The organism is Oceanobacillus sp. M60, from assembly GCF_053839645.1.
This window is the reverse complement of sequence record NZ_JBSSNH010000008.1, coordinates 109,079-132,661: the sequence shown is the minus strand read 5'-3', so window position 1 is coordinate 132,661 and position 23,583 is coordinate 109,079. Positions and strand designations below refer to the sequence as shown.

General features: G+C 38.5%; 17 protein-coding genes. 12 read left to right on the top strand and 5 right to left on the bottom strand.

Translation table 11 applies throughout. From position 1 onward, the window contains the following. The first annotated feature begins 819 nt into the window (after positions 1-819). The 4 genes from ACW0TQ_RS19325 to ACW0TQ_RS19310 all read left to right on the top strand — a co-directional run bounded on the left by ACW0TQ_RS19325 (position 820) and on the right by ACW0TQ_RS19310 (position 7,208). Positions 820-3,201 carry an adhesive domain-containing protein gene (locus tag ACW0TQ_RS19325; protein WP_455725932.1) on the top strand — a complete coding sequence of 794 codons (2,382 nt, stop codon included), beginning with the start codon at positions 820-822 and terminating at the stop codon, positions 3,199-3,201. A gap of 87 nt (positions 3,202-3,288) precedes the next feature. Next, positions 3,289-4,986 carry a hypothetical protein gene (locus ACW0TQ_RS19320; RefSeq protein WP_341173303.1) on the top strand — a complete coding sequence of 566 codons (1,698 nt, stop codon included), beginning with the start codon at positions 3,289-3,291 and terminating at the stop codon, positions 4,984-4,986. A gap of 84 nt (positions 4,987-5,070) precedes the next feature. After that, positions 5,071-6,561, top strand: a complete 1,491-nt coding sequence (locus ACW0TQ_RS19315) for a glycosyltransferase (protein ID WP_455725931.1) — start codon at positions 5,071-5,073, stop codon at positions 6,559-6,561. A gap of 56 nt (positions 6,562-6,617) precedes the next feature. Then, positions 6,618-7,208, top strand: a complete 591-nt coding sequence (locus tag ACW0TQ_RS19310; RefSeq protein WP_256705118.1) for a class D sortase — start codon at positions 6,618-6,620, stop codon at positions 7,206-7,208. A 511-nt stretch (positions 7,209-7,719) separates the two neighbouring features. Here the strand turns inward: ACW0TQ_RS19310 and ACW0TQ_RS19305 are convergent. The 3 genes from ACW0TQ_RS19305 to ACW0TQ_RS19295 form a co-directional block, all read right to left on the bottom strand. Continuing rightward, a complete protein-coding gene (locus ACW0TQ_RS19305) occupies positions 7,720-9,336 on the bottom strand; it encodes an amidohydrolase (RefSeq protein WP_341173301.1) in 1,617 nt (538 codons plus the stop codon). 30 nt (positions 9,337-9,366) lie between these two features. Further along, positions 9,367-10,764 (bottom strand): sodium/glutamate symporter, encoded by a 1,398-nt coding sequence (locus tag ACW0TQ_RS19300; protein ID WP_341173300.1) that lies wholly within the window; start codon positions 10,762-10,764, stop codon positions 9,367-9,369. Between the two features lie 133 nt (positions 10,765-10,897). Further along, positions 10,898-11,620 carry a GntR family transcriptional regulator gene (locus tag ACW0TQ_RS19295; RefSeq protein WP_042529714.1) on the bottom strand — a complete coding sequence of 241 codons (723 nt, stop codon included), beginning with the start codon at positions 11,618-11,620 and terminating at the stop codon, positions 10,898-10,900. Between the two features lie 209 nt (positions 11,621-11,829). Here ACW0TQ_RS19295 and ACW0TQ_RS19290 point away from each other — a divergent pair, with 209 nt between their 5' ends. Both ACW0TQ_RS19290 and ACW0TQ_RS19285 read left to right on the top strand, forming a co-directional pair. Further along, positions 11,830-12,525 carry a poly-gamma-glutamate hydrolase family protein gene (locus ACW0TQ_RS19290; protein ID WP_341173299.1) on the top strand — a complete coding sequence of 232 codons (696 nt, stop codon included), beginning with the start codon at positions 11,830-11,832 and terminating at the stop codon, positions 12,523-12,525. Between the two features lie 158 nt (positions 12,526-12,683). After that, positions 12,684-13,538 carry a glycerophosphodiester phosphodiesterase gene (locus ACW0TQ_RS19285; protein WP_341173298.1) on the top strand — a complete coding sequence of 285 codons (855 nt, stop codon included), beginning with the start codon at positions 12,684-12,686 and terminating at the stop codon, positions 13,536-13,538. A 233-nt stretch (positions 13,539-13,771) separates the two neighbouring features. Here ACW0TQ_RS19285 and ACW0TQ_RS19280 read toward each other — a convergent pair whose 3' ends face one another. Next, positions 13,772-14,821 (bottom strand): M14 family zinc carboxypeptidase, encoded by a 1,050-nt coding sequence (locus ACW0TQ_RS19280; protein WP_084612833.1) that lies wholly within the window; start codon positions 14,819-14,821, stop codon positions 13,772-13,774. A gap of 586 nt (positions 14,822-15,407) precedes the next feature. Here ACW0TQ_RS19280 and ACW0TQ_RS19275 point away from each other — a divergent pair. From ACW0TQ_RS19275 to ACW0TQ_RS19250, 6 genes are all read left to right on the top strand, one after another. Further along, positions 15,408-16,658: an NAD(P)/FAD-dependent oxidoreductase gene (locus ACW0TQ_RS19275; protein ID WP_455725930.1), complete on the top strand. Its 1,251-nt coding sequence runs from the start codon at positions 15,408-15,410 to the stop codon at positions 16,656-16,658. Positions 16,659-16,675: 17 nt separating this feature from the next. Further along, the gene (locus tag ACW0TQ_RS19270) at positions 16,676-18,124 is read left to right on the top strand and encodes a sodium:solute symporter family protein (RefSeq protein WP_332094551.1); all 1,449 of its coding nucleotides are present in this window, start codon (positions 16,676-16,678) and stop codon (positions 18,122-18,124) included. A gap of 16 nt (positions 18,125-18,140) precedes the next feature. Further along, a complete protein-coding gene (locus ACW0TQ_RS19265) occupies positions 18,141-18,266 on the top strand; it encodes a hypothetical protein (RefSeq protein ID WP_256705104.1) in 126 nt (41 codons plus the stop codon). Positions 18,267-18,656: 390 nt separating this feature from the next. Then, positions 18,657-20,054, top strand: coding sequence for a PTS transporter subunit EIIC (locus ACW0TQ_RS19260; RefSeq protein WP_455725929.1), 1,398 nt, complete (start codon positions 18,657-18,659; stop codon positions 20,052-20,054). Positions 20,055-20,079: 25 nt separating this feature from the next. Continuing rightward, positions 20,080-21,138: an ADP-ribosylglycohydrolase family protein gene (locus ACW0TQ_RS19255; RefSeq protein ID WP_256705102.1), complete on the top strand. Its 1,059-nt coding sequence runs from the start codon at positions 20,080-20,082 to the stop codon at positions 21,136-21,138. After that, the gene (locus ACW0TQ_RS19250) at positions 21,119-21,832 is read left to right on the top strand and encodes a GntR family transcriptional regulator (protein ID WP_256705101.1); all 714 of its coding nucleotides are present in this window, start codon (positions 21,119-21,121) and stop codon (positions 21,830-21,832) included. Before ACW0TQ_RS19255 ends, ACW0TQ_RS19250 begins: the two co-directional genes overlap by 20 nt. A gap of 662 nt (positions 21,833-22,494) precedes the next feature. On the opposite strand, the gene ACW0TQ_RS19245 is transcribed toward ACW0TQ_RS19250, so the two are convergent. Beyond that, positions 22,495-23,532: an aldose epimerase family protein gene (locus ACW0TQ_RS19245; protein WP_455725928.1), complete on the bottom strand. Its 1,038-nt coding sequence runs from the start codon at positions 23,530-23,532 to the stop codon at positions 22,495-22,497. Between the last annotated feature and the right edge of the window lie 51 nt (positions 23,533-23,583).

Sequence of the window (23,583 nt, the reverse complement as noted above, 5' to 3'; positions counted from 1 at the left end):
GTCGATTTAACTATTTTTCAAAGTTTAGAAACTCGAAGTTTTTAAGAGTTTTTATTTACATTGAAAAGAAGTTATCTAAACATAATAAAAATTATAGTTGCGCTATCCCTTTAAATACAAGGTTTAACAAATCAAAACAATTCAGGAGATGATTGTTCTCTGGTTAGGATACTATTTTTTAATATAAGAAAATTTAAGAATTAAATTAAGGTAATTTGAATTAATTTAAATGAATATATAATCATTATTAAGCCAATAAACTTATTTATAAAGAGATTTTTAAAAGGTAATTGAGGAAAAATTAACTATTTAAATATATTTATAAATATTTAATAAATCTATAAAAAGCTGATTTAAAGGATAAAAAGATAATTTAGAAATAAATTTTCTTCAATAAGTAAAAAAGAATTAAGAATTAAGGTCTAAAGTCCAGGGTTCACATGATTATGAGATTTAGATAGAATTGCCTTAATTAGCAGAATGTTTAGATACACTCTTCTGCTACATAGATTTTCGTTGATAGATTGGAATTTCTGAAATTATCTATTCATGGTTTTTATTTAAAAGACTAGAAAAGAAGTTACTTTTTTAGGCTAATGAAAATTTAGGTCCTTTGTTGGATTATTATCTATCAACGAGAATGTTCTGAAATTTTTAATTTTAGCTAATATACATAATTAATCGTTTGATTGACTCAGTCATCTTTAGAAATTAGCTAAAAGGCAAGGGGGAGTTTGATTAGATAAAGTACATATTAATCTTTTGTTGTTTTCGTCAAGTTAATGTTTATTAGATAAAACAGAATGGAAGGATGAGACTTTGAGTAAAAAGAATTTTGACTATAAGCGTAAGATGCAAGCAAAAAAAGTAAGTCGATCGAGTAAAATGAGAAAAGTCTTTGCTTCTTCAGCAGCAGCTTCTTTATTAGCTTTTAATACATTACCTGCTGTAGCAAGTGCGTCAACAGCCGGGGAAGCTTTGACAAACCCTAAAATCGCCAGCTCTTCTGCTATTTTAAATGTTGCTCCATTTGCTAGTTTGGCGGAAGTGCGGTTATTAGAGAATGTAAATGTTGATGCAACTTTAAATCAACCAGCAGATGGGGAAGACTATGATTTAGCATTAAATCTAAGTGGTACAGGTGTTGCTAATGTTGAAGCACTTAATCCAGACCGAGTAGTTGCTTTCAGCATTCCTGAATTAGCTGGTCAAATGTATCAAAAAGGTTCAGCTGATGTAAGTGTCGATCTTACAGCAATTACAATGGATGATATTCCTGCAGTAGGTGGGCTTGTAACTACCTTAACGGGGGAGTTAACTAGCACTGTGTCAGATGTTTTAGGCGTTGTAGATGACTTGCAAAGCAGTATTATTCCAGAACGTTTTCTTACCATCAATGGAGTAGATGAGTTAAGTGGCGCACTTGATGCACTTAATAACTTGGATAGTGCGTTAGCTGATTTACTACAGTACAATGATCAAGTTGATTATACAATAAATCCAGATGGTACAATTGTTGTCGAATTTACAGATGGTGTTGGCCAACATCTTGAAACAGCTGTTCAAGATGTTATTGTTGAAACACTGCAAAATGTTGTAGATGCTGCCAATGCTCTAGAAATTCAAATTTTACCTGGAGCTGAAAATATTCCTGGTGTTGGTCAAATTATCGGAGGATTGAATGAGGCTGTTAACGGAGTCCTAGGGGCGGTGACTGATGTAGCAGGTGAAGCAAATGGACTTATTGATCAAATCACTAATGGAACGATTGATTTATCCAATGATCTTGCCAGTGTACAAGCAATTGGTTCAATGTCCGTTAACTTAAACGTAGGTGTAGAAAACCCTGCTGGTGTATCAGGTGAAGTTCCTGTACGTGGTGCTGGTCTAACTACTACTGCTATTGACATAGACTTATTGAATGACTCAGAAGGTCAAGACACGATTGTCTTTGATGAAGAAGACGATTCCGACTCCGACAGCGACTCTGATTCCGATAGCGACTCTGATTCCGATAGCGATTCTGATTCGGACAGCGACTCTGATTCCGACAGTGACTCTGATTCCGATAGCGACTCTGATTCGGACAGCGACTCTGATTCCGATAGCGACTCTGATTCCGATAGCGACTCTGATTCCGATAGCGATTCTGATTCCGATAGCGACTCTGATTCCGATAGCGACTCTGATTCGGACAGCGACTCTGATTCCGATAGCGATTCTGATTCGGACAGCGACTCCGACTCCGACAGTGACTCTGATTCGGACAGTGACTCTGATTCGGACAGTGATTCTGACTCAGATAGCGACTCTGATTCGGACAGTGACTCCGACTCAGATAGCGACTCTGATTCGGACAGTGACTCCGATTCCGATAGTGATTCCGACTCCGACAGCGACTCCGATTCGGACAGCGACTCCGATTCGGACAGCGATTCTGACTCAGACAGTGACTCCGATTCCGATAGTGACTCTGACTCAGACAGTGACTCTGATTCCGATAGTGACTCCGATTCGGACAGTGACTCTGATTCCGATAGTGACTCCGATTCGGACAGTGACTCTGATTCCGATAGTGACTCTGACTCCGACAGCGACTCTGACTCAGATAGTGACTCCGATTCAGACAGTGACTCGGATGCTGATGGAGATGCTGACACGGACGCACCAGAACTTAGCGATGTAGTAATTAGTGGAAATAGTGAAGATGGCTATGAAATTTCGTTCGTATCCGATGAAGAATTAGCTGATATAAAACTAATTGATGAAAATGGAAATGAAGTTGAAATTGAAGAAGTTATCTATGATGAAGAAACTGGCGAATACACCCTTGTTATTGCGGGAGACGAGGTTAATCAAGGAGATGTTCTGACATTAGTTGTTGCAGATGAAGCAGGCAATGTTAATGACGAGCATGAAGTAACTGTCCCTGCAGACGGCAGCTCTGGTTCAGGCGGAAATGATGGAGAAGGTGCAACTGCCACTCCTGGAAATGGATCAGGTTCTGGTTCTGGCTCTAACGGGACGCAAGGGCAATCTGGCCAAGGCTATAAAATTGAAAGTAGTCAAAACCAGCACGAAAGTCAGAAACTCCCAAGTACTGCAACATCCATGTGGACAATTGGGCTAGTTGGGTTAGTTGCTGTAGCTGCTGGAGTAGGAGTAACATTATTCTCCAGAAGAAATAAAACGAATGAATAAATAAGTAGTACCAAAACAAAAGCAAACGTCAAAAGATGTTTGCTTTTGTCTACATAAAATAATGCTGCTTTTTAAGTGTAGGAGGACATGATGATTACAGAGGAGAAAGTACCTTATCAACATTTTAAAGAACACCTTGAACCATTGAAAAATAATATAATAGAGGATGGAGAGACCTTTCAGCAAATCAACGGCCAGGCCTCGCTGACTATCTTTTTATCAATTGGATTTGCGGAAAAACGTGCTGCCGTCTTCACTGCAAATGGGAAAAGTTTTTATCAGGCATGGGAGAATATAGAGAATCAGGGTGATTCCTATTTGAAAAAAACAAAAGAATTATTTACCTCTATAAAGATTGATATTGTTACCAACGTTATTCCTGTAACTATTCCTGAATTTATCAACCGAATTACAAAAACCAAGAAAAATTATTTTCGTCAAGGTGTCAGCTTCAGTAAGGATTTCAAACATGCATTTTTAGAACAAGAACTAAATGGGAATGCTGTGATTCAAATTGATAGAGAAACAAAACGCGGCTTTATCCATGAACAAAATTTACAAAAGTATATTCAAAAACATAGACCAAATGGAAAACCAATTGATTTTAAGAAAGTAGAAAAAGTATATATTTTTGAGACACAAGGTTATTTTTATGAAAAAGGGAACTGCTATAAATTACATCAGGGCGAACGTGATAATGGACGGCGGGATACCCCATTAAATGCAGAAGAAGTTGACATATTAATAAAAGGCGGGCAAAAATATTTAGCCAGTTTAAGTAAACCCAATGGTAGGTTTGTATATGGTTTTTTCTCTTACTATGATAAAGAAATAAAGCACTATAATAGTCTTCGGCATAGCAGTACCATTTATTCCATGATTGAAGCCTATGAATTTCATCCCACAGAAGAAGCTGCAGACGCCATTGAAAGAGGGATTGATTATCTTATTCGTGAAAAACTATACGTCGATGAAGAGAAAGACATAGCTTATATCATTGATGGGGAACAAGCAGATAGGATGGAAGTGAAACTAGGCGCAATTGCTGCAGCAATATTAGCTATCACGAAATACACAGAGGTCTTTGAGAATGTAGAACATATTCCAATCGCTCAGAAATTAGCACGAGGTATTCTTCAATTGCAGCAGGAAAATGGTAAATTTGTTCATATACTAGATTATCCATCTCTTGCGTTAAAAGAGGAGTTCCGTATTGTTTATTATGATGGAGAAGCTTGTTTTGCGTTGATGCGTCTTTATAAAATTGACCGTGATGAACAGTGGTTACAAGCAGTTGAAAAAGCATTTGACTATTTTATTGAAAGCGATCACTGGAAACATCACGATCACTGGCTAAGCTACTGTACCAATGAGGTCACTCTCTATAAACCGGAACGTAAATATTATAAATTCGGCTTACAGAACGTACAAAATAGACTGGATTATATTTACAAACGAATCACCACATATCCTACCTTCCTTGAGTTGATGATTGCAGCATATCAGATGGTTAATCGTATGAAAGCAGACGGATACGGTGACTTAATTAACGAATTAGATTTTGATGAATTGAAATTAGAAGCAACGATTCACCGAAGGGCAGAGTATCAGCGTAATGGTTTTTTCTATCCGGAACTGGCCATGTATTTTAAAAATCCGAAAAGAATCACCGGCAGTTTCTTCATTCGGCATCACTCCTTCCGAACGCGAATTGATGATGTGGAACATTATTTATCTGGATATTGTGCGTACTATAATTTATTTTTAAAACAGAATAAACAGTAATAATTTACAGTCTAAGCAAAGCTCTGCTAATATGTCAAAAGGAGCTTTGCTGACATTGTTTTGGATAGGGAAAGGAGTTCGTCATTGGAGAAGAGAAAAGCTTATTTCTTACATTCAAATATTGGACAGCATCTTACTGGTATTGAAAAATCAGCAATGAAACGCGGGAATATGTTTGTGAAATATTTAGATGTGGAACCTGTATTTGTTACAGTGAATAAAAACGTAAATATACATACAAATTGGGAGCGCTATGTTGAAAATGGAATCGTTGACCCGGATATTTCCATGATTAATTTATTCGAGTTTTTTCAACGCAGTGAAGAGGGAAAGAACATGCCCCCTTTTCAAATAAAAAAAGAACAAACATATGGGTATGAAGATGAAAAATCAGCAGAAAAACGACATATTCGTATTTTTGATGCCAATAATAAACTCGTAAAGTATATGGTATTTAGATCAAATGAGCTTTTAGATTATATAAATTATTTTCATAATGGTAAAAAAATCGTCCGTGATCGATTTAACCGGTTTGGCCAATTATCCCACACCGAATATTTACACGATGATAACACGGTGTACATGACAGAATACTTCGATGTTTATGGCAAACGGGTGATTGTAAAGTACGATGACGGTCCTTATCTTATCAGTGATGGAAATGCTGTTTTTCAAACCGTGCTGCCAGATGAGCAGGCTCTTATTCTTTATTTTTTGAAAGAAATAATCGGACAGGAAGAACCTATTGTTATTATTGATCGTAATAAAAGATACAGCCCGATTTTTACGGGACAAAACCAATTAAACGTGAAAACAATATCTATGATTCATTCCACTTATTTTTCAAACACAGCATTTCGTTCCAAGATAAATAAGAATTATCTAGAAGTTTTTAATAGTCCGTATAGCTTCGATAATATAGTTGTGTTAACAAATAATCAGAAACAAGATATTGAAAAGCGATTTGGCTTTAATAATTTGGCTGTTATTCCGCACCCTTGCAAGATAACTGATAAATTAGATCAAAAGAAGCCTAAAACCAATAAGCTGGTTTCTGTCGGACGTTTAGCTCCCGAAAAAAATATCAATCACTTATTGGAAGTTCTTTCTTTAGTGAAGCAACATATTCCAGAAGTAATATTAGAAATTTACGGAAGTGGAAAAGAACTACAGAATTTAAAGAAATTAGTTCAAAAGCTTGATTTAAAAAATAATGTAACATTTAAAGGATATGTAGACAATGTAGAGGACGTATACGCCTCCAGCGACTTATTCTTATTTGCTGGACAAGCTGAAGGATTCACCATGAGTGTTTTAGAAAGCTTAGCATGCGGTTGTCCTGTTGGCAGCTACAATGTCCGCTACTGTGTTGATGAAATGGTTCAAGAAGAAAAAAATGGTTTTCTTGTTGATTTTGGAGATAAGGAAAGTTTTGCTGAGAAGATTGTTACGTATTTAAATCAAACGGACGAAGAAAAGCAATACTATCGGCAGGCAGCCATACGCACAGCTGCTCATTATACGGAAGAAAAAGTAGCAGATAAATGGCAACAATTGATCAGCAGTCTGAGTTAGTTCTATTTAGAAGGTAATGAAAATGATTAAGTTGATATGAAGAAGGGAGCATCACCATGAAACGTATCGGAATCCTCTTTATTATCATTGGCGTCGTCTGTCTAGGTGTTTTTGGTTATCAAATTATAGGACATGAGCAATCGCAAAAACAGTCTTTAGTTCAGGCGGAGGAAAGAATCGAGCAAGGAGTCAGCGAGCAGGATGACCCCGACCAGGATATAGAGAAAATCATAGAGGAGTTTAATTTAGAGACAGACGAAGCATTTGCCACCTTAGAAATCCCTAAACTGGGAAAAACATTGCCTATTGTCGAGGGAACTGACCCGGATTCATTAGAAAAAGGCGTTGGTCATCTATCCAATTCGGTGTTGCCAGGACAGGAGGAGCAAATTCTTCTATCAGGTCATCGCGATACCGTATTTCGTGATTTTGGAGAATTGGAGATAGGCGATACATTTGTCGTACAGATGCCTTATGGTGAGTATACGTACGAAATCAGGGAAACAGAAATTGTTCCTGAGGATGATACATCGGTTATCCGCGAGATGGGAGAAGAGGTATTAGTAGTAACGACCTGTTATCCATTCCACTTTGTAGGCAGTGCACCTGATCGGTTTGTTGCCTATGCTTACCCGGTTTCGGGGTAGGGTAGGAAGTTAGATAAAATAATCGATTTTATAGATGAAGGATAAAAGGAATATATTATATTGAGCGTGAGGCTGTTGCATAATTAATTATTTAATTGTGCAGCAGGTTTTTTTATGGTTTTGTCTATGTACTTTCACACCGCTAAACTATGTATTTTTATTATGTCATTCATATACAGTGATTGGCAGTGGATATTTAATTGAAAACTAAAAGCAACAGTCAGATAATAAAATCATTCTGTTGCTTTTACAATTTATAAAAAGAGATATGACTGGTGCTGTAATTGTCGTATTGAAGTAACAAACAAAACACAGCAATAGCTTAATGAAGCTATACTTGCCCCCATTTGCAATTAATCTAGATAGCAACGGCACTAATAAAGCTGTGATAAAGCTTCTTTAATCCTTAACAACTCAATAATTCATTCAATTATTTTATTTGCTTTGTTTCGTGATTTGTTTTCTGTAACAAGTTTTTAGTTATAGGGTTCGGAGCTTCTTTAAAATGCAATTACCTCACACGAACCTCACTCCGATAAATCGTCTCCCCATCCTTAATCGTCTCCAAAACTTGAATATCACGAATATCCATCGTATCCACCTTCATCGGATTCTGATCCAAAATCACCAAATCGGCAACTTTCCCATCTTCCAAGCTCCCTTTATCATCCTCTTCAAAATATTGATACGCGGCATTAATCGTGACAGCCTTCAACGCCTCATAGACACTGACACATTCCTCGGGCCCGATGCTCACACCATTTCTCGTTTGTCTATTCACCGCACACCAAATCGTATGCAGCATGTCCGGTTTGACGATAGGTGCATCCTGATGGAAGTTCACGCACAGACCGCGGTCATATGCGGATCTTGCCGGGCTAATACGACGTCCACGCCTGTCGCCAAGATTTTTTAGATGGACATCTCCCCAGTAATACGTGTGCGCGACGAAGATGGAAGGGACCATCGATAAGTCGGCCATGATGTCCAATTGGTCATTTCTTACGGTCTGGCAGTGTATCATCACAGGTCTCAGATTCTCTTTATCTGGATGATTCGATTCTTCCAGCGATGCTTGGTAGTTCCGTAACAGCTGATCAGAAGCGGCATCTCCATTACAGTGTGTTAATAGCTGCACGCCATCGTTGACTGCTGCGTCGGTATATTGTTTGACCTGCTCATCCTTGAACCATGGATATCCCAGGTAGGTTTCTTCGCCTTCATAAGGTTCTGTGAGCCAAGCTGTTTTCCCTTGAGGGGACCCGTCTAAAAACATTTTATATCCGCCGATTTTAAAGCGGTTCTGATATTTTTTGGCATAATCTTTATTTTCTTCCATCAGCTTTTTCGGCTCTGCATCAAATACGGGGTAGGCGACCACATCGATTTTCAGCTTTTGCTGCTGGGCCAAGGCTTTGAATAAGTCAATAATCTCTTTGGATGATGCGCCGTCCTGAACGGTTGCAATTCCATTTTTGATATATTCATTCTGGGCATACTCTGCCAGTTTGAACTCATCCCGTTTCACACCTTTAAAAAGGGTTTTCTGTAATCCCATCACGGCATTTTCTTCTAAATAGCCATTTGGCTCATTTGTACCTGCAACCCGGCCGATTGTACCGCCTTCCGGGTCGGAAGTGTGCTCGTTTATGCCTGCTGCCTGTAATCCCAAATCATTCGTGCAGCCTAAGTGGCCGGAAGCATGTAAAATCAAAATAGGATGCTCCGTGGATACTTGATTCAATATCTCTTTCGTTGGATGTCTGTTTTCTGCAAGAAAATTATGATCATACCCGCATCCGACGACAATATCGCCTTTTTTTAATTCTTTTTCCTGAATATATGCTTTTAGTGCTTGAATTACTTCATCAAAATTATCGCATTCACTTAAATCAGCCATCAATGAAAAATGACCAACCATCGAAACGTGACCATGCGGGTCGATAAAGGCAGGCATCAGGGTATTTCCTTGTAAATCAATGCTTTCTGCCTGAGGGCTGGCTGCTTGTTTCACTTCTGCTAGGCTGCCTTGCTTTTTGATAACCCCATTTTCTACTAACACTGCTTCGGCGCTGTCATTCTCTCCAGTCATCGTAATGATATCGCCGCCATAATATAATTTTTGCATTGCAGATTTCACTCCTTATTTCGCTGTAGATTATGCATAGGATTTTTTCTTACTTTTGATTGGTTCAGCTTCCTCTTTGAAATCGTATGTTTTTCTGCCCCATGCTTTAAATACCTTTAATAGAATCAAATAAATAGGGACAGGCGCCAGTAACCATAGAATTCCAGCTGTGACGGATAATGTCCCGGCCATAATCATCATAATCGTTGAAACGGTTATATAAGAGAACATCATCGGAATATTCATCATCCCTAATTCGATGGCTGTGGTGGAACGCAGGGAAGGCTCAATAATCCGTACAAGCGCGATTCCGCTTGGAACAGTACCCAGCGAGGTTCCCAGCAAACCGAGCGTCCGGGAAAAGTCGTTGTCGCCGCCTAAGCGCTTTCCAAAGTATAAAACGACTGCAATAGTAAGCGCAGCTATGACAACGGCTTCGATAATAATTGGAACAATCCACTGGCCGATGATACTGAATTGAACGGCCATAAAGGAACAGACAACTAAATAATCGGTGGACCAGCCGGTAATTTTCGTTTGAAAGGTATTATCCAGCAAATGGTCCAGCTGCAGCTTTTTCAATACCATTTTCACAAAATAGCCGGCAAGCATGCCGTAAATAAACAGCATTCCGCCAAGCGTCGGACCTATACCAGGAATCATGGAAATAAGAGATGCCATTCCTAAAGCCAGCACATAACAGATACCAATCATCGTAAAGTGGAACGTCATTGTATCCATATTTCCGCTGAATACCGTCTCTTGTCCGATTGATTCTCTTTTCTCATTCTTCGTGTAATAGCCTCGTTTGACATAATCTTTAATTTCGGATTCGCCATATTTCTTGGCTAACCCGCGTTTTAACCCATATTTTGCAAGTGGGACGCCAATTAAGAAGCAGGCGATAAAACCGATTGCCGCAAAGGTCAGGCCTACCATCGCTGCATTTTCTATTCCGTACTGCTGTTCAAAAATAGATCCGAATGTCGCCGCCTGCCCTGGTCCTTGTGTAAAGGCAAAGGGGATAAGCAGCCCATATAGGGCGTCCATTCCGAAATAACCGCCGACGAGTAAAATGACAACTGCGCCGACAGCAGGGGTGAGTGCATATAATAGATTCCAGAGCATGCCCATTCCGAGGGAGCCTCTGGCAATCTGCTTCCCGGCAGTATGGTCGTTATTCGCCTTGTTATTGCTTGTTAAGCCAATGGAGATGAACGTGATCGTAAATAACTGCGTAACAATTACAGTGAACATTTCGGCATTGGTTGCCTGGATAAGATTTGTATTCATGATAATCATGCCTAAAATACCAGCTATGACACTGGCAGGCACTAACATATTTCGAATAAAAGCTACTTTGGCCCGAATAATCATACCGGCACAAAGCAGGATACTTGCGATACTGAATGCAATCATAAAACTCATATGGATGACCTCCCTAAAAAAGCTGTCTAATTTTGACTGCAAAAATAGTATTTATATTTTATGCGATAGACACCAGTATTCTCAAGGAGGTCAGAATGTTCTAACCAGTTAAAAAACAATAACTATTCTATTTTTATTTGCTATTTCTCGACAAGGTTATTTTAAAGGAGTACATATCCGCACGATAATAGGCCCTCTCAAATTCCACGAAGTCTCCATGGACATCGGTAATTTTTCTTTCTGCAATAATGATGCTTGTCCCCTCAGGAATATTCAGTAACTCTGAATCATCCCGGGTGGAGATTCCGGCTCTGATTTCCTGCTCCGCCTGAAAGGTATTTACTTTTAATTCTCTTTCCAGCAGCTCATAGAATGCTTCTTCATCCAGGTTAAATTGAGACAGCTTTTTCCCTAATGCCACAGGGTAATAATGCCTTTCAATTCCCATCGGAATATCATTTGCATACCTTATTCTTTTAAAGTGATGTGCCTTATCTAAACCGGTCACTTCTTTTAATCTTCCAACTAACTCGATTTCCTGGGAGGCTACTAATCTGGCTCCCGGCGCCATCCCCATTTTCTCGATATTTTCCGAGGTGCTGTGAAGGCTGCCAAGCCAGTCATTAATCGTTCGAACGGCGATAAAGGTTCCTTTCCCCGGCTTTCTCACCAAGATTCCTTCCCGAACCAGCTGTTCGATACTTTGTCTCACCGTACTTCGGCTTACATAGTGTTCATCCATCAATTCTCTCTCGCTGGGAATCTTTTCTGCATAATCGCCGTTATATATTTTCTGTTCAATGATTTGTTTTAACTGCACATGAAGCGGGATGGAGTTTGTATAGTCTAAGGTCATGGTTGTTTTTCCTTTCGCTGCTGTTTGACTTGTTATTTCATCGGTATGCTTATTTTAGCATGTTTGACGCAGAGGAGTGGGTGGAGAAAGCAGAAAAGTTCGATAAATGACTGGTAGTATATTGATGACGTTTCAGATGTGATGCCTGATATAGTAGAATGAGAGAATGGTAAAGAGAATATGGCATACATGAAATAGAGGTAGCAGCGATGAAAAGAAATAACTTTATGATTGTGGGACTAGCACTGGCCGTTATAATGATAGCGCTGCTGCTAGTCAATGGAAGTAACGGGAACGATAAATATAAAAACTTTAACGAACTTCATCAACAGGAGGGGCAGGATGAAGATTATCGAATCAGTTCCGAAGAAAGAGATTCGGATGTTGCCAGCATAGCCATCCATGGCGGAGGGATAGAGCCTGGTACAACGGATTTAGCGGAACAATTAGCTTTCGCAGGCGACTATTCCTTCTATTCTTTTCAAGGAATCAAAGCAGCAAACAATACGGACCTGCATATTGATTCCACGAACTTCGATGAACCAGAGGCAGTAGCCCTTGTCTCAGACAGTTTCTATACCGTATCTTTCCATGGATACGAGGATGAACTGGAAAAACACACGTATTTGGGAGGATTGGATGAAGCATTAGCTCAATCTATCGAGATAGAGCTAAAAAAAGCTGGATTTTCCGTAAGTGATGCACCGAAGGAAATCAATGGGGAAGAAAAGGACAATATTGTTAATCAAAATAGGCAGAGCAAAGGAGTTCAATTAGAGATTAGCACTGCGCAGCGAAAGGCTTTTTTTGAGGAGGGGGATTTTTCGTCTGGGAATCGGGATAATCGGACGGAGGAATTTTATGATTATGTTGAGGCTGTTGGAAGGGGATTGAGTGGGGGTTAGGGTTTGGTAGTAAAGATGGAAGCCTCAATGTTGCAAACTTTTTGAACTATTAAGAATTTCTTAGTTTATCTTACATCTCTTTATCTTACAGTTTACATTTACTTAATAGATTACCTCTATAATAAAAAGTAAGACAGAAAAAGGGAGAGATTAAGATTATGATACGAAAGATTACTATTTTATCGTTAACAGTAATGATCTTCGCGTCTGTGTTCACAGTTCCTGTATTCGCATCCAAAGGTGGAGGCACTCAGACAGTTCAACAACAGAAAAAAATGGTTAATATTGCACATCGAGGGGCATCAGGTCATGCTCCGGAAAATACAATGGCTGCTTTTGAAAAAGCCTTTGAAATGAAAGCTGATTATATTGAAATTGATGTACAAATGACCAAGGATGGAGAGCTAATAGCCATTCACGATACAACTGTTAATCGTACAACAAATGGGGCAGGATCTGTTGGGGATTACACACTTGAAGAAATTCAACAATTGGACGCCGGAAGTTGGTTCGGACAAGAATTTGCGGGTGAACAAATTCCTACTTTTGAGGAAGTAATCGATACATATCGAGGAAAGATTGGGTTATTAATAGAATTAAAATCTCCTGAATTGTATCCAGGCGTAGAAGAAAAAGTCGCTGAAACCTTAATGGAGCGTAATATGCATAAGCCTAATAACGAAAAAATTATTATCCAGTCGTTTAATCATACATCTGTGCAACAATCAAAGGCACTCCTGCAGAATGTCCCTCACGGTGTCCTTGCGGGTACTTCTTGGGCAAATGTTACCGATGAACAGTTGGCACAATTTACAACTTTTGCTGATTTCTTCAACCCAAATATGAGCATTGTTACCGATGAGCTTGTTGACCGTGTTCATATTGCCGGGATGAAGATATATCCTTATACAGTGCGAACGCAGGAACAAGCAAATAACTTATTTGAACGCAACGTGGATGGTATTATTACCGACTTTCCCGAATATGTTTATAGACATCCAGTGAAAAACTAAGGGTCTTAAAAAAGCTAGACTGGAATTCAACACTCAGATAGAGTGCGCCAAAATCCAAACGGAGAAGGTGCTTTTCTTTTTAATAGAAAGTTAAAGATTCCACACCAAAGTAAAGGATTCTAAGAAAGTAATAATCGCTTTCTTAGAATCCCTTAAATGCTCCGTTTTCTAAAACTGCCTAGAGAAGTTCAAGGTATAGTACGAGTTATCATGATTTATGGGGAAATAACTATTTACTCCGTTGTCCTCGTAGATTGTGTTGGTAAAGTATCCCAAAAAGAAACATCTTTATTGTTGATAGATCCATCTGAAATGGCCCTAACAGCAGCATCCAACGTATTTACTGTTTGTTTTATTAAATAGCCATTACTTTTTTGTCCTAAAATGGCGGATTCATTGGAGTGATCCGACATGCCGCGCATTTCAAATAACAGGGTAGAGATTCCGTATTCGACAGAAATTCCATTTCGGGAAATTGTCTCGGCAGAACCGCCATTATATTTACCAAGATGTCCCCAACCAGTTGAATCTATTTTATCAAACACCACAGCACCTAATTGTTTGGATTTATGAACAACTTCAGGGTCTGCATTTTCCGTAGTCGGATAAAGGATGGAACCAGACACTAGCTCTCCATCACGTTCACTATTAGCTCCCTGATGATGCAGGTCTATCATATAATCAATATCGTAAGCACTTAATACATTATTATGCAGGGCTTGTGTTTCCGGGAAAACTTTATTCACATGATCACGATTTAAATCCTCGCCTGCCGCATTGTATCTTGTTAGATGACGATCTCCGCTAGCAATATAATCATCTAAATCAAAATCTACATCTCCCATTGCTCCATCAGGGTTCAACATCGGAACAATCAACACATTCACATTATCTAGCACACCTTTTGTTTTACCAGTTCCCAGGTGTTTAATGAACTCAAGCGTCCCTTCTGTTGTCAATTGCTCGTTACCATGCTGTTGTGTTAAAAAAAGAATAGTTGGGTTTTCAGGGTTGGAGATATATTTAACAAGATATAGGTCGCGACCTTTCATAGATTGGCCAATCACTTCCAATTCCATTTGACTTTGTTTTGAGTCCTGTTTCTTAAGATAATCAACCATTTCATCGTAGGTAGTAAGAATGGAAGTATTAACCGTTTCATTGCCATTGTAATTTGGCCCGTTTCCTACTGCATGGACAGCCGGTGAAGTAAGGATTGATCCTCCCACAACAAATGCCCCGGCAAGACTGAACATTAAAAGCTTTTTGCTTATCTTTTTCATAGATACCCCTCCCATTTTGTTATACTATCAAATTCGCTAGGAATGAATACAAATCCTTCTAAAATTATAAAAATAGAGAATATTATCTATTATTGAATAAGTGTGAAGGTGTTTTGATAGGGAATACGGTCATAGGATGTGTGAATGATAGAAACATGATTAGTTAAGAATAATGTAAATGAGATTGTTGTATCTTATGTGGGATGCTGTGGAATGTGCTATATTTTGGATAAGGTAGATTATAAGGCTAATAGGTTGTGCTGCTGTTGAGGGAAAAGTAAGAGTTTTTAATGATAAGCTAAAGATTAACCTATTTATTAGAAGTTGATATTACTGCCATATATTAAATAAATTAAAACAAAATAAAGCAATATTCTGTCTAATCTTGTATAATAGAAATTAGAAAATTGTAAAATATTAAGAGGGTGCTAAATAAGTCTGTCAGAAAACAAGCTTTATGTGTTGCCAGGCAATAATTCGAGATAGAACAATCCATCGAATAAAGCATCTGTTTAATTAACGAAAAATTTAATGATTACTGATTAATCTTACTGTTTCACAAATGCTTAACAAAGGAGTCCTTATCTTGAAAAAAGTAATCATAATTGGCGGAGGCGTTATCGGCCTTACCAGTGCCTATTTTTTAAGAAAATCCGGTGCAGAGGTGACGATTATTGAAAAAGGAGAATTTGGCATGGCGTGCTCCAGGGGCAACCAAGGATGGGTCTGTCCTGCAATCCATGAGCCGGTGCCGACACCCGGGCTGGTAACGGAATCCATCCAAATGCTAATGAAAAAAGACAGCCCGCTTTATATCAAGCCTTCTGCCATGCCGCAGCTGTCCGGCTGGTTGACGCAATTTATGAAACATTGTAATGAAGCGGCTTTTAAAAAAGGGGAAGAGGCTTTATTAACGACAAGCAAGCATACCTTATCTCTATTTAATGAGATTCAAAAGGATGGCGTTACTTTCGAATTGCATAAAAAAGGAATGCTGTTTGTATTTCTCTATGAGGCGAACCTCAAGAAGAAATTAGAGCGCCTGAAAGCTGTCTCGCATCAGTATGGACATCAAAAGCCGGAGTACAAAAATCAGCAGGAGGTTAAAACATTAGAGCCTGCACTTTCCGATGAAGTAAAGGGCGGCATTTTTTTAGAGAATCAATACCATATTCGTCCAGAGTCCTTTTCCAAAGGGATAGTGGAAAAATTAAAAGCATTGGGAGTTAAGCTGTATTCAAATACAGAAGTGATAGATATTGAAAAGCAGGAGAATCAGATTACTTCGGTAAAGACCAAGCAGGAAGTTTTTGAAGCGGATGCGTTCCTGCTGGCCGCCGGAGCGTGGTCTGATGATATAGGAAAAAAGCTGAATTATAAGCTGCCGCTGACTGCAGGGAAAGGCTACAGTATTACAATCACGAATCCTAAAACAGAAATCGATCATCCGCTTTATCTAGGTGATTTAAAGGGAGGAATTACTCCTTTTGACCATGCTATCCGCATCGGAGGAACCATGGAGCTGTCTGGAAAAAATGTAAACATCGATAAGAAACGTGTGCAGGGGATTCGGTCGGCTGCATCTCACTATCTAAAGGAAGAAATCAAAGGAGATACCGAAGAAGAATGGGGAGGGATGAGACCAATGACTCCTGATGGCATGCCGGTCATTGGGGCGATACCTCATCTGGACAATATGTATATTTGTACCGGTCATGCCATGGTAGGCTTGGCTATGGCACCCGTAAGCGGGAAAATGATTTCCGAAATCATCCTAACCGGGCAAACAGACTTGAATATAGAAGCTTTCTCACCAGCACGATTTGAAAAATCATAAAATGAGGGGGAAGATATATGCCAGTAAATACCTTTGATGTTATTATCGTATTATTTTATTTAGCGCTCGTCTTATACATTGGTTACTATTCCATGAGAAGAATTTCCGGTTTTAAAGACTATACCGTTGCCGGCCGTTCCATGCCAATGGCTCTTATTTTTGCGACGCTTGCAGCAACATTAGCCGGCGGCGGAGCAACCATTGGCAGGGTGGCGTTCGTTTACGAGACTGGTGTGGTTATCTTTCTTGCCGTTTTTGGTGTTGTTTTCAGCCAAATTTTAATCGGACAATTTGTAGCGCCGCGGGTTAGAAATCTGGGGAATGTCTACACCGTAGGAGATGTTTTTGGATATTTCTATGGACGCTCTGGGAAATTGGTGTCCGGTATCTTTTCTTTCTTATATAGCGTAGGAATGTTTGGGGTACAGGTGCTGGCAATGGGAAGAATTCTGGAAACCTTGACGGGATTTGATTATATTCCAATGACTATTTTGGGTTCTGTTATTACGGTAATTTACACTTGGGGAGGCGGCATGCTGGCCGTTATTTATACGGATGCCATTCAGTTTATTATCTTAACCGTCGGCGTTGCAACAACATTGACATTGGCACTAAATAATATCGGCGGCGTACCAGCCATCGTTGAAAAAGTTAGCGCCATCGATGCCGGCATTTTAGATTTTACCGGCGGCTGGACCGTTGCTGCCATGATTGCTTTCTTCTTAACCTTCTTACTGGGGGAAGCATTAGCTCCTTTTTACATTCAGAGGTATGTTTCATCCAGAAATGCATTAGATAGTAAGCGCTCGGTGACCTACCTTGGCATCTTTTACTTTTTCATGACAACTGCTGTCGTTTTTATCGGACTAGCGGGTGTTGTTCTTCTTCCAGGCACCGATCCGGATCTTGTATTTACCACATTAATTTTAGAGCATATGCCAACCGGCGCTGTCGGATTGATTTTCGGAGGGCTTATTGCAGCCGTTATGTCCACTGGAGATTCTATCTTAAATACTGCTTCCACCATCTTCACGAGGGATATCTATCAAGAATTTATTAATCCGAAAGCAACAGATAAGCAAATGCTTAACCTTGCCAAATGGTCCACACTTATCGTAGGAATTGGCGGAATTCTTGTTGCCCTTTTAATTCCAAATGTTTTCGACTTAATGGTATTCATTTTTGACCTTTGGGCGCCGTCCATTGTTCCCGTTATTATTATTGCATTATTATGGGGGAAAGCGAGAGACAGGAAAGTATCGCCATACGCTGCGATACCAGCTATCCTGGCGGGGATTATCTCTTCTCTCCTATGGAATTACGGCCTTAACGAACCATTCCAAATCCCTACATTAATTGTTGGAATCTGCATGAACCTGTTTACATTCTTTATTGCACATCAATTGACGAAGAATAAACAGCCAACTCGCGCATTTATGCAAGAGGATCTTGATCCTGAGGGATAAAGGAGGAGAATCACACATGATATTTTGGGAGATTTTAGCTTATTTATCTATTGGTGTTTGTTATTTTGGAGCGGTTGCGGTGATTTATGGGTGGATTAAGTTTGGGATGGAGCGGAAGAAGGGAAAGATGGGAGATGAATAGGGGGGTGGAAAATGATGGGGATAGAAAGTAATAGATTTCGTTGATGGAAGTAATAATTGATAGGGTTGGAGTGTACCGAATTATAAACTTAAGGCGACAATTAATAAATAAAAACTCCTTAGAGATTTTATATTCTCTAGGGAGTTTTTGTATTGGATAGAATCTCTAGTTATCAATTAAAAATCTGTTAGAGAATTGTTACTGTTACTTGTCGAATCTAAGTATATAAAGAAATTTAGAAATAAAAAGGTGTTAATTTTCAATAGAAGATATTTTTTGTTACCGTTTACATTTTTGAAAAAATATTATATTATAGATTTAACGATAAGACGTCATAACGTCTTGTTGTCTTGTGGTGTTTATACTATAATTAGAAGGGAGTAAGAAGTTATGGGAACATCAAGATTTCTGGCGGATCAATTATTATCGTTGATGGGAGGTTCAGATAATGTAGTGTCAATAACGCATTGTGCAACTCGTTTACGCCCTACATTGAAAGATCGTACATTGGTAGAAACTAAAAAAATAGAATCATTGGATGGTGTGACAGGTATTGTTGATAGGGATTCAGGGATTCAAATAATAATTGGCACACATGTTGGCGATGTCTATAAGGAGTTTATAAAACTATGGAAGTCGGACGATGAGGCTGTTCCTGGTGATTCGGAAAATACTCATTTTAACGATAATAAAAAAGGTAATTGGTTTAATGAATTTGTTGCGTTAGTTGTTAGTATTTTTTCTCCTTTACTTCCATTATTAGCTGGGGCTGGTTTACTTCGAGGTTTTACAATTTTAGCAAATGAATTAGGGTGGTTATCAACTGAAAGCACAACGAATTTAATCTTAACACTGGCTGCGACTTCCGTATTCTATTTCTTACCTATTTTAGTAGCAATTACAACTGCTAAACGATTTGATACAAGTCCATATATTGCGATTGCGGTATTAGGAGCTTTGATTATGCCTGAGTTTATTGACTTGATAGAAGGAGATGGCGGAAATACAGTAGTTTTTCTAGGGATATCTATTCCTGTTTTTAATTATACAAGTCAAATCATTCCAGCTATTTTAACTACTTGGTTACAATCAAAAATGGAACACTATATGAAAAAGAAATTGCCAAATAGTTTACACATGATTGTGATACCTACGATATTGTTATTGGTATTGGTTCCGGTTGCTGCAGGGATATTCGGACCGCTAGGGAATTATTTAAGTATTGGGGTTGCCAATGTTATTGATTGGTTTACAGGTGCTAACCAAATTATTACTGGAGCATTTATTGGTGGGATATGGAATATTTTAATATTATTTGGAGTGCATTGGGCGCCGAATACAATGGTAATTATTCCGGAGATTGCAAGTAACGGATATTCTGCTTTTATTGCTTATGGTGCAAATGCTAATTTTGGGATGGCAGGAGCAGCACTAGCTATTTTCTTACGCACTAGAAGTAAAAAGTTAAAGGGATTCTCACTAACTGCGATGACTTCTGTGTTTTTATCAGGGATTGTAGAGCCGGCGATTTATGGGTTAGGTGTGAAATTTAAGAGTCCATTAGTAGCTGGATGTATAGGAGCAGCACTGGGAGGAGCATTTATGGGAGCATTTAATGTAGTTGGTTATGCTTTTATATTTGGAGGTCTGACTACAATTCCTGCATTCGCAGGTCCAACGTTATGGGCGTATATTGTCGGTTTGGCCATTTCATTCTTTGGTGGTATGATCTTAACGCTTATTTTCGGTGTGAAAGATCCAGAGGCAGAAATGTCTAAATCGAGGTAAGTATATCAAATGAATCAATGAAAGGATGATAGAAGTGAATTTAAATACAAAAATACAAGGAATTTTAGGATTGGCAGCAATTGGTGATGCAATGGGAGCGGTTACGGAGAACATGTCATTTGATCAAATTCGCACACATTTTGGCCAACCAGTGACGACAATGGAAAAACCTGGTAAAACAGCTTTTGCATTAGGAAATGAGGCTGGGCAGGTAACGGATGATTTTTCACAAATCTATTTTCTTAGCAAAGCAATTTTACGGAATAAAGGTGTGATTGATAGGGATATTGTGGTTAAAGCAATTTTAGATTGGTCAGAGGTTCCGTGGTATTTTGATCGCTTTGCAGGTCCAACTACAAGAAGTGCAGTAGCAATGTATAAAGACCCTTCGTTGAAAATGAAGCCATTGCCTGGAGCAGCAACGGTAGATTATGCTTCCAAAGCAACTAATGGTGCGGCGATGAAGATTGCGCCAGCAGGTATTTTGAATCCGGATAATTTGAAACAGGCAATTGATTCTGCCATTACTATTACGCAAGTGACGCATGATAATTCCTTGGCGATTTCTGGAGCATGTGCAGTAGCTGCTGCAACAAGTGCTTCTTTAGCACCTCATGCAACGGTTGATGAAGCATTAAGCGCAGGTCTTTATGGTGCTATCCGAGGTGAAACTAAGGCGCAGTTCATTTCTCGGGAAGTTGCAGGACCAAGTGTTGTGGAGCGTATCCAATTAGCGTATAATATAGTTGATGGCTTTGGTACAAAAGATGAGAAATTACGTCGCTTATCACAAGTGGTAGGCAGTGGCTTGCATATATCAGAAGCAGTACCTTGTGCGTTTGGAATTATTGCTTTAAACAAAGAGGATGCTTTACAAGCAGTCATTGATGCCGTAAATATAGGATATGATACGGATACCATTGCAACAATTGTCGGGTCGATGGTTGGAGCTTTTATAGATTTATCTGATAAGCGTTTTATCTCTTTATTCGATACTGTACAAGCCGCCAATGATTATAATTTAGTAGAGTTAGCAAATTCATTAGCAAATGTGGTGGAAGATAATGAAGGGAACCAGCGTTAAATATATAGCTATATATGAAGAATTAAAAAAGCAAATCATCAACGGCGAATTCGTCGTTGGTGATTTGCTGCCTGCTGAACCAGAGTTGCAGAAAAGGTATAATGTAAGTCGGATTACTGTGAGGAATTCAGTACAATTATTGGTTGATGAAGGGTATGTCCAACGAATTCATGGTGTTGGTACAATTGTATTAAGTAAAAAAGAATCATTACAACTGCAAACATTATTGAGTTTTTCTGAAGAAAATAACGGACGGGCGATAGAATCATTGTTAATCTCATTCAAAGAGAATATTCAAGCTTCTCCATTAGTGTGTTCTCAGCTTGAATTGCCTAAAGGTGCCATGGTGAGTTGTCATGAAAGATTACGATTGATTGATGATGTTCCGATTGGTTTCCAGCGAGTATATTGTCCCGATTTTATTCAATTGTCATCAGAAGAACTAAATGCACCAGATGTTTCTTTATATCAATTATTTCGTCAAAAAGGATATGTTATAAATAAAGCGAAAGAAACTATTGAGTCTGTTATAGCTGATAAATATTTAGCAGACTATTTAAAAGTTCCAGAAAATAGCCCTTTGTTATATGTGCAAAGAATGACAGAAGATCAGCAGGGGCGACTGATTGAATACGCTGAGATTTTTTATCGCGGTGATCGATATCGATACAACGTTCAACTACAAGCTACGTGATTAATTGAAAGTAAACTTATTCTGAAATCGTTATGATTAAAAAGGAAGCAATTAATTAAAGTGATCTTCTTTGTAATGAAAATAAAAGAAATCCGAATATGCAATTAATATTCTAGCTATCTCATTAACGCCGACGTTTGTGACGTTATTTGGGATGGTTTTTTGCATCTTTTATAGGATGGTATAAAAAGTTTTAATCTGTATTAAAGAAGTAATTAAAACGAACAATTAGGTAATGCTTCATACTGTAAACTTTTCTCAAGGATGTATTAATGCTTTATTGACGCTGATAAGAATTGAAGTGTAAGAAGAATCTGGATGGGATTACTATAGAAAAGATTAATCGAAACTTAGAAATAGATTCTGTATAAATTGTAGCATCATTATTTTCTTGAAATTTATCTTCAAGATTACTGAATGAAGTATCCTTAAGGATGCCGTTATCATGGTACTCATATTATGAGAATTTGTTTTTGGAACATATGAAGGAATACCAAAAGTAATAATTTCTTAAAACGCCTAAATCGAATTACCTTTCGATTTAGGCGTTTTTTTTCGAGATAATTTAAATATTTAAATAAAAATATCAGGTCAGCATCAAAAGCCTTACGTATAAATTTATAGCATTTAATACTCATAATTGTTTAGGAGAGCATTATAACTTACTTTTCCACCCCAAATCGAAACGCCGTTCGTTTCCGGTACACCTCCCCAGCCCCCAAAATAATACTAGGCAAACCATCATCATGCAATGAACCAGTAAATCCCTGTGTTTCAAAACACACACCCAAATACTTTTGAGTTGTCCCTTCCAACAACGCCGCCCCATCATCTAAACTATTTGAAGTGTACATCACCATTCCTGGCTGATTCGTTTCAATAGCAAGCGTGCGTCCACTCGTCTTCTCGCTGACAAATACATTTTCCTTTTTATCGTGATCGAATATAAAATAATGGTCAAAACCATTTCCTACAATCTTATTCTGTTCGAAATTTAATACTATACCTTCCTTGAGCGTCCGACCTTGAGTAAAATCAAAGGGGGTGTTCTTTACATCAAGTAATCTTCCAGTGGGTAACAAGGCACCATCCAGCTCTGTAAATTGATGGCTATCTATCGTAACATGATGATCATGTATTGAATCACGTAAATTGCCTGTTAAATTAAAATAGGAATGATTTGTTAAAGTAAGCGGTGTTGTTTCGTCTGTCTGTGCCCAATAGTCCAATATTAATTCATTGTCTTTGGTTAATGTGTATGTAACGTCTGTCTTCACATTTCCGGGGAAACCATTTTCGCCATCACTGCTAATATAATGCAAGGTGACGCCTGCGTACGCATCTGATTCAAATGTTTCTCCTTCCCAAAGGACTTGGTGAAATCCATTGGAGCCGCCGTGCAAATGATTTACTCCATCATTTGCTTCTAGTTCATATTGTTTTCCATTTAATGAAAAGTGCGCATTTTTGATTCGTCCAGCTACTCGGCCAATAATAGCGCCCAAAAAATAAGAGTCTGTCTCATAATTTTCGTAGTTATCATATCCCAAAACAACATTTTCAACTTTTCCATTTTTATCTGGAGTACTAATTTTCGTGATAATTCCGCCGAAATTTAATATATTTACCTCCATACCAAAATCATTTTTTAAGACGAAAAGCTTCCACGTTTCATTTAAGTATTTTGTGTTTACTTTCATAAGATCAACTCCAATATGAGTAAGTGAAAAAAGGACTTGATAATCCAAGCC